The organism is Actinoplanes sp. NPDC051633 (genome assembly GCF_040681735.1).
GTDB lineage: Bacteria > Actinomycetota > Actinomycetes > Mycobacteriales > Micromonosporaceae > Actinoplanes.
In genome coordinates, this window is the sequence record NZ_JBFAZH010000126.1 from 1 (window position 1) to 11177 (window position 11177).

Consider the following 11177-nt stretch of genomic DNA (forward strand, 5'->3'; position numbering starts at 1 on the left):
GTCCACGCGTCGCACTGACCGGCCACCGCCAGCATCTGCGCGCGCGGGCTGACGTTGCCGGCATCGGCGCACTCGACCAGCGTCCGCTGGTACTGCCGCACCGCCTCGGGGAAGGCCGCCAGCCGGGCCGCGATGTTCGCCGCGGCCTCCTCGCCGGCGGTCGGCATCAGGTCGAAGACCATGCGGAGCCCGTGGATGCCACTGGTGATCACGCTGATCTCGCTGGCCGTGTAGCCGGCGTCGTGCCGGGCCAGCTCCAGACCCAGCCGCTCGAGCATCGCGTCCTTCGCGACCTGTTCGGCCTCGGAGGACGGCTCGGTGACGTCCAGTTCGGCGACCGAGCGGCGGAGGAACTCGGCCTGCGCCGCGAATCCCTCCGGCGACAGATCGTCCAGTTTGTCGTCGTAGCCGGGAATGCCGATGAAGGTCGCGCCGGTGGGGTTCAGCGGCGCCCACTGCTCGACGTAACGGTTCGCAAGATCGTCAACGTTTCCCACGCGCCGACAATGTCATCGCTTGTGTGAGTCCGTCCACTCCAAAAGCCGGGACGTCGGCCAGGTGTTGACCACCCGATCGACCGGCACGCCGCACAATGCCGCGCGCTCGCAGCCGAACCGCAGCCAGTCGAGCTGGCCGGGCGCGTGGGCGTCGGTGTCGATGCTGAAGAGGCAGCCCGCCTCGACCGCCGCGGTCAGCATCCGCTTGGGCGGGTCCAGCCGGTCCGGCCGGCAGTTGATCTCCACCGCCTTGCCGTGCTCGACGCATGCGGCCAGCACCTTGGCAAGGTCGAAGTCGCTCGGCGGCCGGGTCGACGAGCGGCGGTGCGCCCGGTCGCCCTCCGCCTTCACGCCGGCCGCGGCGGCGGAGACCTTGCGCCCGGTCATGTGGCCGAGGATGTCCAGGTGCGGGTTCTCGATCGCCCGGAGCATCCGCCGGGTCATCCGCGGCGCCTCGTCGCGCAGCTTGCTGTGCACCGAGCCGACCACCACGTCGAGCCGTTCCAGCAGCGCGTCCTCCTGGTCCAGCGTCCCGTCCTCGTTGATGTCCACCTCGATGCCGGTGAGGATCCGGAAGCCGTCCGGCAGCTGCTCGTTCAGCTTGGCCACGTAGTCGAGCTGGCGGCGCAACCGGGCCGGCTGCAGCCCGCGGGCCACCGTCAGCCGTGGTGAGTGGTCGGTCAGCACCAGGTACTCGTGGCCCAGCTCGACCGCGGCCAGCGCCATCTCCTCGATCGGCGAGCCGCCGTCGGACCAGTCCGAGTGGGCGTGACAGTCGCCCCGCAGCGCCTCGCGCAGTCGAGCGGCGGCGCCCTGGAGATCCGTACCCTCGGTCGTCTCCAGCCGGCGCAGATAAGCCGGCACCTCGCCGCGCAGCGACTCCCCCACGCTCAGCGCGGTCACGTCACCCACACCCTTGAGCTTGGCCAGCGTGCCCTGCTCGACGCGCTCGCGCAGCTCGTCGGGCGGCAGGCCGGCGACCGTCGAGGCGGCCGTGCGGAAGGCGCGGACGCGATAGGTCGCCTCGTTGGCGCGCTCCAGCAGGAAGGCGATGCGGCGCAGATCGGCGACAGGGTCTCGGGCAACCATGAGAAGCAGAATAGGAGGCATGCGGACGATCGACTGGGTGGACGACGCCATCGTGATCATCGATCAGACGGCGCTGCCCGCCGAGGAACGCCTGCTGAGGCTCACGACGGTCGAGGAACTGATCGCCGCCGTCCGGTCGCTCGCGGTGCGGGGAGCGCCCGCGCTGGGGGTCGCGGGGGCGCTGGGCGTCGCCCTAGCCGTCCGCATCGGGAGCGACCTGGAGGAGCAGGTGCGGGCCATCGAGACCGCTCGCCCCACCGCCGTGAACCTGGCCCGGGGCGCCCGGCGGGCGGCCTCGAGGATTCCGGATGGCCCGGAGGCGGTTCTCGAGGAGGCGTTGGCCATCCGCGATGAGGAGATCGCGGCGTCCGCGGCGATGGCCACCCGCGGCGCCGATCTGATCACCGAGCTGTGCGGGCCGCGTCCGCGGATGCTGACCCACTGCAACACCGGCGCGCTCGCCGCGGTGACCGTCGGCACCGCGTTGGGCGTGGTCCTCGAGCTGCACCGGCGCGGTGCACTCGGCGACGTGATCGCCAGCGAGACCCGGCCGCTGCTGCAGGGCGCCCGGCTCACCGCCTGGGAGTTGTCCCGGGCGGGCGTCGACTTCCGGGTCGCCGTGGACGGCGCCGGGCCGTTCCTGATGGCCCGCGGCGAGGTGGACGCGGTGGTGGTCGGCGCCGACCGGATCTGCGCCAACGGCGACACGGTGAACAAGATCGGCACGTACGCGCACGCGCTCGGCGCCCACCGCGCCGGCATCCCGTTCCTGGTGGTGGCGCCCGAGTCCACCATCGACGCGGACACCCCCGACGGCGCGGCGGTGCCCATCGAGGACCGTACGCAGGACGAGGTCAACGGCTCCTTCCCGGCCGCCAACCCCGCCTTCGACGTCACCCCGCACGACCTGATCACCGCGATCGTCACCGACCGCCGAGTGATCCGCCCCGCCGAGAAGTGGTAGCTCACCCACGCATCCGGGCCGCGGACGCGTGGGTGGGCTACCACTATTCGCTGGCCGGCTTCCAGGGCTTGACGAAGTCGGACTCCGGCCAGCCCTCGGCGGCGGCCATCAGCGTGTACTGCGTGCCGCCGTCGACCGTCTCGCGCACGATGTCGGCGTGGCCGTTGTGCTGCGCGGTCTCCTCGATCAGGTGGAAGAGCACCCAGCGCACCGACCAGTTGTCGTACTCCTGCGGGTTCCACGGGACGCTGTGGTCGATCGGGACCTCCTGGTCGAGCGACAGGCCCGCCACGGCCCGCTCGGTCTCCGCCGCCACCTCGTCGTAGAACTTGACGATGTCCTCGTAGGTCTCGCCCTCCTCGACGTCGAAGCGCTGGTCCCAGGGATAGCGCTGCGGGTAGGTCGGCGGGCGCTGCAGCATCGTGTCGATCCAGCCGGCTTCGGTGTACGCGGTGTGCTTGATCAGGCCGCCGACACTGTGCTCGCTCGCGCTGGGCGCCGCCCGCAACTGTTCGGGGGTGAGGCCGTACCCGGTGAGCTTGAGGCGGTATCGGGCCTGCTCGAGGAAGGCCAGCAGGCCATCGCGCTCGTCGCTCACGGGGCGGGTCTGACCAGGCATCTCGTGCTCCTTCGTCGTCGTTGAGGCCAACGTTAGAAGCTATTGCGGTCAGTTTCCGGCCGCATGGCCACGACTTTGCGACGTTCCCGATCGACCTCGGTGACCCAGCCGCCGACCCGGCCCAGCCGCAGCAGCACATCGCGGCGAATGGGCAGCTCAGCCTGGTCGCCCGGCACCGGAGGCCAGGCCGACCGGGCGGCGCTGGTGGGGGCGAGCAGCGGTCGGAGGGCACCGGCCGGATCGGGCGCGCTGAGCGCCGTACCCAAGGCATCGAGGTTTTTGCGCACCTCGTCGAGGGCGGCCAGGACCGCGGGCGCGTTGCCACCGCACATCGCGGCGATCAGCTCCGGCCGGGTGGCGGCAACGCGCGTGCCGTCGCGGAAGGAACCCGCGGCCACCGCGGCCGCGAACGGATCGCCGGCGACGACGCCGGTCAGTGCGGAGGCGAGCAAGTGGGGTACGTGACTGACGGCGGCCACCGCGCGGTCGTGCTCCGCCGCAGTGGACGGCACCACCCGCGCACCCAGCCCGGTGATCAGCTCGGCCAGCACCAGCCAGTCGGCCGTCTCGGTCTCCTGGTCGAGGCACAACACCCAGGCGCAGCCCTCGAACAGCCCCGGCTCGGCGGCCCGGAAACCGGAGGTCTCCTTGCCCGCCATCGGATGCCCCCCGACGAAGCGCAGGCCCTTGGTCAGCTCGCGCACCGGGCCCTTGATCGAGGTGACGTCGGTGATCAACCCGTCGAAGTCGTCCAGCTCGGCGATCACCGGCCGCAGCGCCGGGGCCGGGACCGCGAGCACAACCAGCTCGGCGCTCGCCAGCGCGTCCCGCATCGTGCCGGCCACCTGCCACCGCGCGCCCGACCGCGCGCGGGCGGCGGCCGTCCGGGCGGTGCCCCGGGTGGCCGGGTCGGCGTCGAAGCCGACCACGCGGTGACCCGCGGCGGCCAGCGCCTGCAGCAGCGACCCGCCGATCAGGCCGAGTCCGAGCACCGCGACGTCCACGTCGGAACTCTCGCACACTCCTCCATACGGGCAGGTCATGGTCCACCCATCTCGTCGTCCAGTTTGTCCGTTTCGTCACTGGAAGTGCACGACTCGCGCGGTTACGGTTGCTTCGTGACTTACAGGGGCAAATCTCTCAATCGGGGCATCGCCGTTCTGGTGGCGGCGGCACTGACCGGTGGCGTCGCCGGGCCGGCGAACGCGTCAATCTCCTCCACACCGGATGTGCTTCCCGGCTTCAACGGGACGGTGCTGGCGCTCGCCTACTCCGGCAACACTCTCTACGTCGGCGGCGACTTCACCTCGGTTGTCGTCAAGGGCAAGGCCGTCGTCCGGAACCGGCTGGCCGCCGTGGACGCGCGGACCGGGGAACTGCTGAGCTGGGCGCCGGCCGCGGACGGGCGGGTCAAGGCCATCGCGGTGAGCGGCTCGGCGGTCTACGCGGGCGGGGAGTTCACCACCGTCGCGGGCCAGAAGCGCGACAGCCTGGTGCGGCTGGACGCTGCCAGCGGGGCCGTGTCGAGCGCTTTCAAGCACAGCGTCAGCGGCAAGCCGTACGCGCTGGCCGTCGGCTCCGGCAAGCTCTACGTCGGCGGGGCGATCACCGCGGTGAACGGGCAGACCCGCACCCGGCTGGCCGCCTTCAGCCTGAGCAGCGGCGCGCTCGACGCCACCTGGAAGCCGACCGCCGACGACCAGGTCGAGGCGCTCACCCACGCGGGCGACCGGGTCTATGCCGGGGGCAAGTTCCACAAGGTCAACAGCACTTCCGGGTACGACCGGCTGGTCGCACTCGACCCCTCGACCGGCAAGATCGTGACCGGGTTCAAGCCGAAGGCGCCGGTGATCGCGTACTCCATCGCGGTGGACGGTGACCGGGTCTACACGGCCAGCGGGGGACAGGGCGGCAAGGCCAACGCGTACACGACCGCGGGCGTACTCCAATGGACCGCGACCTTCGACGGCGACGCCCAGGCGATCGCGTCCCTCGGCGGTTCCGTCTACGTCGGCGGGCACTTCGACAAGGCCTGCACGACCGCCCGGACCGGGGCGCAGGGCGTCTGCCTGGACGGGTCGACCGCGCGGGTCAAGCTGGCGGCGCTGTCCCCTTCGGACGGTTCGCTGCAGTCCTGGACCGCGAACGGCAACGGCATCGACGGGGTGCTGACGATGGCCGTCAACTCGGCCTTCGGCGGGCTGGCCGCCGGGGGTGCCTTCACCACCATCAACGGCAAGTCGGTGAAGCGGCTCGCCCAATTCAGCTGACGCGACTTAGCTGACGGCTTTCCTGGCAGGGCCGTACCTCTTCGGGCGGGAGGTACGGCCCTCGGGCTGTGGACGGCCGCCGGAAAATGTCGTACCCGGGCCCTACTCTCCGACCCACCCAGTGCCCGGGGTGGGGGTGGCGGCGGGGCGCCGCGCGGCGATTTGATCTTGGCGTTCGGCTACGGCTTGCAGTTGTGGCTGCGCTGCCAGGACTGCGCCTTGGCCACCGGGCTCTTGTCGCCGCCCTTGCGCCACGAGTCGAGATAGGTGGCCGGCCAGATCACGCCGCGGCGGGTCTTCCAGTCGCCGGTCCTGGCGCACGGCGGCGAGATGCCGAAGTGCAGGTGGCAGACGTTGTTCGCGTTGCCGGTGCGGCCCACGTCGCCGAGGCGCTGGCCGCCCTTCACGCGTACCCCCGCCTTGATCCCGCTCTTGACCTTGCTCAGATGCGAGCCGTAATAGCGGACACCGTCGTCGCCCAGCAGCGAGACCGACAGGCCGCCGTTGTTCGGGCCGTCGGGTGCGCCCTTCACGTAGGCGTCCTTGAGGCTGACCTCCAGCACCACGCCATCGGTCGTGGCCACCACCGGCTCGCCGCAGTCCGCGAAGATGTCCGTCGCCGGGTACTTGCCGTGGGTCGGGTGGTAGGCGACGTTCGACGCCTTGACCGGGAAGACATAGGACACGTTCGACTTCGGGGCCGCGGTCGTCGCCTTGGGCTTCGCGCTCGCGCTCTTGCTCGGCGTCGCGCTCGTGCTCGTGGTGGGTGCGGCGCTCGTCGGCACCGGCGCGGAGGTGGCCGGCGCGGCCGACGTCGGCTCGACGAACTGCGGCTCGGAGGCCAGATCCTGGTCACCGCCCGGCTTGCCGCAGCCGGACAGACCAAGGGTCAGCATGGTCAGACCGGTGACGGCCCACACTGCGCGTCGGGTTCCCACTCGTAGCACCGCGCCATCCTGGCAGACCTCGTCGAGCCGCGCTGCCCGGCGTCCGCGGATAGGCTGTCCGGATGGGGTACCCGGTTTATGGGGCGCAGCCCGCGTCGCTGCCGCCCGGTCTGCCGCCGCGGCCGGTCTATCGCGAGCCGCACCCGATCGGCACCGCCCCGCTGCTGTCCGGCATGGGGGCCGCGCTGATCTGGTTCGCGCTGTTCGGCCTCATCGGCCGTGACCTGGTCAGCTACGCCTGGTGGACGGTCGTCGCGGCGGTCACGGCGTGGATCGTCGCGCTGGTGCTGTCGATCCTCGGGGACCGCGGCGTGGCCGTCGGGGTGGCCATCGTCTCGGGCGCCGGGCTGTCGGTGGCGATGGGGTTCGTCACGTACCGCTGGATCACGACCCTCGACTTCCCGCTGTGGTGATTGTCCAGGTCTGGTGGCGTTTCTCATCGACCGATGGTGTGGCTCTGGTGGCGCAGAGCACTCGGCCTTGACGAACGATGTCGCACTCGGCAACCTCAGCGACATGGCCTCTTCCCCACAGCGGCTTGACCCCGACCGGCGGCGCCGGCGGGCGGAGTTACTCGCGGCCCTCGCCGATGCGAAGGCCGCGCGCCATCGCACCCACCCCGAGCGTCTGCGCGGCGCCCGCATCCGCGAGCTGATCGCGGTTCGGCGCCGGCGCGTGGTTTCCTGACCTCTAAGTCCTAACTCCTTCGGGGCGTGGCGCGGCCCACGTGACACCCCAGCGACTACCGTCTGTCGCTGAGGACATTGGCGTGGTGGGGGAATCGTGTCGACATTCGCTGCCGCCGTCGCACGCGGCAAGAACGGCTGGACGGCATCCGAGATCGAGCTGACCGGTCTCGCCGACATCGACGAAGTGGCGGACCGGCTGCTGGACGCCGAGCCGGACGCTGAGGTGTCCCTGCTCTTCGTCGAGGCAGACGATCAGTACCTGGTGATCGTGCGTCTCGACGAGGGCGAGGACCTGCGGGTCTTCGGGTCGGATTCGATCTTCGCCGAGGAGTCCCGGATCGGGGCGCTGCTGCTCGGCGAGATCGAGGCGCCGGCCCTGGGGATCGACGACCTGGCCGCCTCGGTGTCGCCCTCGTCCGACGAGGAGGAGGACGAGGAGGAGGACGAGCCCGCCGCCGACCCGGACGCCGACCCGGTCGGTGACGCCGAGATCCTGGCCGACCTCGGGATCAGCGCGCACCGGCTGCTGACGCTGTGCGCGCTCGAGGGCATGATGCCGGCCGACATCACCGCCGAGATCGCTCAGCGCCTGGGCTGCGCCGACGAGCTGGAAGAGCTGCGCGAGGCGTGATCACCCGGCCGCTCCACGAGGAGTGGATGCGCCGCGCCCTGTCGGTGGCGTCGTCATTTCCGGAGGACGTACCCGTCGGCGCCGTGATCTTCGACGCCGACGGCAACGAGCTGGCGGCGGCCGGCAACGAACGCGAGGCCACCGGCGACCCGACCGCGCACGCCGAGATCCTCGTGCTGCGCCGGGCCGCCCTGCTCGCCGGGAGCTGGCGGCTCGACGACTGCACGCTGGTCGTGACGCTCGAGCCGTGCACGATGTGCGCCGGCGCGCTGGTGCTGGCCCGCGTGTCGACGCTGGTCTTCGGCGCGTGGGAGCCCAAGACGGGCGCGGTGGGGTCGTTGTGGGACGTGGTGCGGGACCGGCGGCTCAACCACCGGCCCGCCGTCTACTCCGGCGTGCTCGAGGACGAGTGTGCCGCCCTCCTCAGGGATTTCTTCCGGTGATCGTGTCCAGCCCGATCTCCACCATCGCGGTGAAGCCCTTCTCCCGCTGATCGGACGGCATCGCCTCGCCACGCTTGATGTGGTCGCTGACGGTCAGGATGGTCAGCGCCTTCGCCTTGTAGCGCGCGGCGATCGTGTAGATGGCCGCCGACTCCATCTCGACCGCCAGCACGCCGTAGGCGGCCAGGGCGTCGTACAGGTCGGGACGGTCGGTGTAGAACGCGTCGGCGGCCAGGATCGGGCCCACGCGGATCGTCGTGTTCCTCCGCTCCGCGACGTCGACCGACGTGCGGAGCAGGTCGAAGTCGGCCACCGGGGCATAGTCGACCAGGCCGTCGAAGCGGGTGCGGTTCATGTTCGAGTCGGTGGCGCTGCCGATCGCGGCGATGACGTCGCCGAGCTGAAGCTCCTCGGCGAGCGCGCCGCACGAGCCGATCCGGATCAGGCTCTTGACGCCGTACTCGTTGATCAGCTCGTGCGTGTAGATCGACGCCGACGGCATGCCCATGCCCGAGCCCTGCACGGAGACCCGAACGCCCTGCCAGGTGCCGGTGAAGCCGAGCATGCCGCGCACCTCGGTGTAGCACTTGGGGTCGTCGAGGAAGGTCTCGGCGATCCACTTGGCCCGCATCGGGTCGCCGGGCAGCAGCACCCGCTCGGCGATCTCCCCGGGCTGCGCGCCGATGTGCACGCTCATGAGGCGCCCTTTCGGTTGGGTGTGGTCATGCCACGATCCTGCCAGGGCCAACCCGGCGACGGGCCGGATGGGGCGTCGGGTAACCTACTTCGCGGTGGTGTGTCCGAGCGGCCTAAGGAGCACGCCTCGAAAGCGTGTGAGGGTGCAAGCCCTCCAAGGGTTCAAATCCCTTCACCACCGCTCCAGGTAAGTCGCCCGGTGGCTCCGTGTGAGCCGCCGGGCGTTTGCGTTTGCCACGGCCTGGCGTCGGGAAGCGTTCGGCGTCGTGGGCACCCTGGTTTCGTTGTTATTGCTCGCCGGGGTCCTTGGTTTCGCCGTGGTGCGGCCTCGCGGGCTGCCCGAGGCGGTTGCGGCCGTGCCGCCCGCTGGTCCCGTGGGTCGCCGCCCCGGCTGCTGGCCACCGTCTTCGTCATCGCGGCTGCCGTCACCGCCGCGCTCAGCCTCGATGCGACCGTCGTGCTGCTCACGCCGGTCGTCTTCGCCACCGCCGGCGCGTTGCGGATCAGGCCCAAGCCCCACGTGTACGCGTGCAGCCACCTGGCCAACTCGGCGTCCATCCTGCTGCCCGTCTCCAACCTCACCAACCTCCTCGATGGGCGCGGCCGGTCTGTCCTTCCTGCACTTCGCCGGCCTCATGGTGCTGCCCTGGCTGGCCGTCGTCGCGGTCGAGTTCGCCGTCCTGCGCTGGTATTTCGCCGGCGACCTGCGGATCAGCCGGCCGGCCGCGCCCGTGGCGAGGATCGAGCCCCCGCGGTACGCGCTCGTCGTGCTGGGCCTGACCCTCGCCGGCTTCGTGGTGGCCGGCCCGCTGGGCGTACACCCCGCCTTTGTCGCCGCCCTCGGCGCGCTCGCTCTGTGCGTACCCCTCAAGGGTTTGACCTGGAAGTCGGCTCTCGCCGCCGCCAATCCGTGGTTCTGCCTCTTCGTCTTCGGCCTGGGCATCGTCGTGCTGGCGGTGAGCCGCGGCGGCTTCGGGCGCCTGGTCGATCGCCTCGCGCCGCACGAGACCGGGCTGGTCGCGCTGCTGATCATGGCCGGGTTGGCGGCAGTGCTGGCCAACCTGCTCAACAACCTGCCCGCCACGCTCATGTTGCTGCCGCTGACCGCGCACGAGCCCGGCCTGGTGCTCGCGGTGCTGCTGGGCGCCAACATCGGGCCCAACCTGACCTACGTCGGCTCGCTGGCCACCCTGCTCTGGCGGCAGATCCTGCATCGGCGCGGCGAACCGCCCGTCACGGGTGAGTTTCTGCGGCTCGGTCTGCTGACCGTGCCGGCCTGCCTGGTCGTGGGGGTGGCGGCCCTGTGGCTCAGTCTGCGAATGTCGCCGTCGTGAGGATCCTCGTGTGGCTCGCCGACGACACGTGGGAGGCGTGCGTCGACGCGTCGCGCGGGCTTGAGGGGGACGTCACGTTGCTCTACGTGGTGGATGTCGACACCGTTGCGGCGATGAGCGGACCGGCCGGACTGCTCGGCCGGGGCCGGTCGGCGTCGGGCGGGGAGATGCTCGCCGACGCCGGTGGGGAGCTGCTGTCGGCGGCGGAGGACAGGCTGGGCCGGGATGCGCAGATGCTGATGCGCTGGGGGCGACCCGAGCACGAAGTGGTGGAAGCCGCAGGTCAGGCCGACCTCTTGGTGGTCGCGCGGGACGGCGATCGGCAGCGGCCGGGGCCGCGCAGCCTCGGGCACGCGACCCGCTTCATCGTCGATCATGCGCCGATCGGGGTCCTGCTGGTGTGGCCGGAGTAGCGCTGGTGGTGGCTGATTCGCCACGCAGCGTACTGTCGGAAAGACGTCTCACCTTACGCATTGTGAAAAATCACCTTGGCGTCTGGAACCGCTCCCGGCCGCTCTCAGCTGCCGTACAGCAAGATCAAAAAGCCTGGTCACATGTCTTAGACGTAACGCGGGCGTTTCGTCGTCACGAATGCATCCTGCGAAACGCCTGTGACCTGCGAAGACTACGTCGAGTGACGGCTGGGGGACTGCCCAAACACATACGGGTCCAGGCAAGTGATCGCGGCAAAGTCCGACGGATCGGATGAGGCCGCCGGGCCGGTCAGTGAGAAAGTTTCACAAACTGCATCGGGCGGATCTGTCGATGTCTGTCTTAGGGTTGAGGGCGTGAGAGTTGAGCATCACTGGTGGAATGGTGACGTCCGGCTTGCACGTCGGGACGTCTTCGTGAAGACCGACGGGAGCCTCTGGGAGGTCGAAGCCCAAATGGGCGGACCGCAGGGCAAATCAAAGGTGCAACAGTGTCCATTTGGTTTTTCTTTAATAACTTCCTCAATTACTTTTTGGGCTTGATAACTGTTTTTCATTGAACGCCTC

The 11177-nt window shown here is 70.4% G+C and carries 13 protein-coding genes, 1 tRNA gene and 1 pseudogene; 9 read left to right on the top strand and 6 right to left on the bottom strand.

The genetic code is table 11. The annotated features are described in order from the left end of the window. Positions 1-497, bottom strand: a 497-nt coding sequence (locus tag AB0M20_RS10385; protein WP_364296591.1) for a DUF885 family protein, incomplete at its 3' end; no start/stop codon positions are given. A gap of 12 nt (positions 498-509) precedes the next feature. Further along, positions 510-1586, bottom strand: coding sequence for a PHP domain-containing protein (locus tag AB0M20_RS10390; RefSeq protein ID WP_364296593.1), 1077 nt, complete (start codon positions 1584-1586; stop codon positions 510-512). A 19-nt stretch (positions 1587-1605) separates the two neighbouring features. Between AB0M20_RS10390 and mtnA the strand changes: the two genes are divergently transcribed. Then, a complete protein-coding gene (gene mtnA, locus AB0M20_RS10395) occupies positions 1606-2550 on the top strand; it encodes an S-methyl-5-thioribose-1-phosphate isomerase (RefSeq protein ID WP_364296595.1) in 945 nt (314 codons plus the stop codon). 43 nt (positions 2551-2593) lie between these two features. Here the strand turns inward: mtnA and AB0M20_RS10400 are convergent, their stop codons facing one another. Then, positions 2594-3169, bottom strand: a complete 576-nt coding sequence (locus tag AB0M20_RS10400; protein ID WP_364296597.1) for a DinB family protein — start codon at positions 3167-3169, stop codon at positions 2594-2596. 32 nt (positions 3170-3201) lie between these two features. Further along, entirely contained in the window at positions 3202-4173 is a 972-nt protein-coding gene (locus tag AB0M20_RS10405; protein WP_364296599.1) for a prephenate dehydrogenase/arogenate dehydrogenase family protein, read from the bottom strand. Between the two features lie 114 nt (positions 4174-4287). Between AB0M20_RS10405 and AB0M20_RS10410 the strand changes: the two genes are divergently transcribed. Further along, entirely contained in the window at positions 4288-5439 is a 1152-nt protein-coding gene (locus tag AB0M20_RS10410; protein ID WP_364296601.1) for a PQQ-binding-like beta-propeller repeat protein, read from the top strand. A 179-nt stretch (positions 5440-5618) separates the two neighbouring features. On the opposite strand, the gene AB0M20_RS10415 is transcribed toward AB0M20_RS10410, so the two are convergent. Beyond that, positions 5619-6335 carry a peptidoglycan DD-metalloendopeptidase family protein gene (locus tag AB0M20_RS10415; RefSeq protein ID WP_364296603.1) on the bottom strand — a complete coding sequence of 239 codons (717 nt, stop codon included), beginning with the start codon at positions 6333-6335 and terminating at the stop codon, positions 5619-5621. Between the two features lie 113 nt (positions 6336-6448). Between AB0M20_RS10415 and AB0M20_RS10420 the strand changes: the two genes are divergently transcribed. From AB0M20_RS10420 to AB0M20_RS10435, 4 genes are all read left to right on the top strand, one after another. Continuing rightward, a complete protein-coding gene (locus AB0M20_RS10420) occupies positions 6449-6799 on the top strand; it encodes a hypothetical protein (RefSeq protein ID WP_364296605.1) in 351 nt (116 codons plus the stop codon). Between the two features lie 67 nt (positions 6800-6866). Next, positions 6867-7073, top strand: coding sequence for a hypothetical protein (locus AB0M20_RS10425; RefSeq protein WP_364296607.1), 207 nt, complete (start codon positions 6867-6869; stop codon positions 7071-7073). 96 nt (positions 7074-7169) lie between these two features. Further along, entirely contained in the window at positions 7170-7706 is a 537-nt protein-coding gene (locus AB0M20_RS10430) for a tRNA adenosine deaminase-associated protein (protein WP_364296609.1), read from the top strand. A 26-nt stretch (positions 7707-7732) separates the two neighbouring features. Then, positions 7733-8149 carry a nucleoside deaminase gene (locus AB0M20_RS10435; protein WP_364296615.1) on the top strand — a complete coding sequence of 139 codons (417 nt, stop codon included), beginning with the start codon at positions 7733-7735 and terminating at the stop codon, positions 8147-8149. Here the strand turns inward: AB0M20_RS10435 and deoD are convergent. Next, positions 8130-8846, bottom strand: a complete 717-nt coding sequence (gene deoD / locus AB0M20_RS10440) for a purine-nucleoside phosphorylase (RefSeq protein ID WP_364296611.1) — start codon at positions 8844-8846, stop codon at positions 8130-8132. The two genes, AB0M20_RS10435 and deoD, sit on opposite strands and share 20 nt — an antisense overlap. A gap of 93 nt (positions 8847-8939) precedes the next feature. On the opposite strand from deoD, the gene AB0M20_RS10445 reads away from it, so the two are divergent. From AB0M20_RS10445 to AB0M20_RS10455, 3 genes and pseudogenes are all read left to right on the top strand, one after another. Further along, a tRNA-Ser gene (locus AB0M20_RS10445) sits at positions 8940-9026 on the top strand. An 85-nt stretch (positions 9027-9111) separates the two neighbouring features. Then, positions 9112-10179: pseudogene (locus AB0M20_RS10450) on the top strand (SLC13 family permease). Continuing rightward, positions 10176-10592 (top strand): universal stress protein, encoded by a 417-nt coding sequence (locus AB0M20_RS10455; protein WP_364296613.1) that lies wholly within the window; start codon positions 10176-10178, stop codon positions 10590-10592. Before AB0M20_RS10450 ends, AB0M20_RS10455 begins: the two are co-directional and overlap by 4 nt. Positions 10593-11177: the final 585 nt, after the last annotated feature.

Excerpts from the sequence above, each read along its gene's own strand:
- AB0M20_RS10415 (WP_364296603.1), bottom strand. The coding sequence starts at position 6,335 with ATGCTGACCCTTGGTCTGTCCGGCTGCGGCAAGCCGGGCGGTGACCAG.
- deoD (WP_364296611.1), bottom strand. The coding sequence starts at position 8,846 with ATGAGCGTGCACATCGGCGCGCAGCCCGGGGAGATCGCCGAGCGGGTG.
- AB0M20_RS10400 (WP_364296597.1), bottom strand. The coding sequence starts at position 3,169 with ATGCCTGGTCAGACCCGCCCCGTGAGCGACGAGCGCGATGGCCTGCTG.
- mtnA (WP_364296595.1), top strand. The coding sequence starts at position 1,606 with ATGCGGACGATCGACTGGGTGGACGACGCCATCGTGATCATCGATCAG.
- AB0M20_RS10390 (WP_364296593.1), bottom strand. The coding sequence starts at position 1,586 with ATGGTTGCCCGAGACCCTGTCGCCGATCTGCGCCGCATCGCCTTCCTG.
- AB0M20_RS10435 (WP_364296615.1), top strand. The coding sequence starts at position 7,733 with ATGCGCCGCGCCCTGTCGGTGGCGTCGTCATTTCCGGAGGACGTACCC.
- AB0M20_RS10420 (WP_364296605.1), top strand. The coding sequence starts at position 6,449 with ATGGGGTACCCGGTTTATGGGGCGCAGCCCGCGTCGCTGCCGCCCGGT.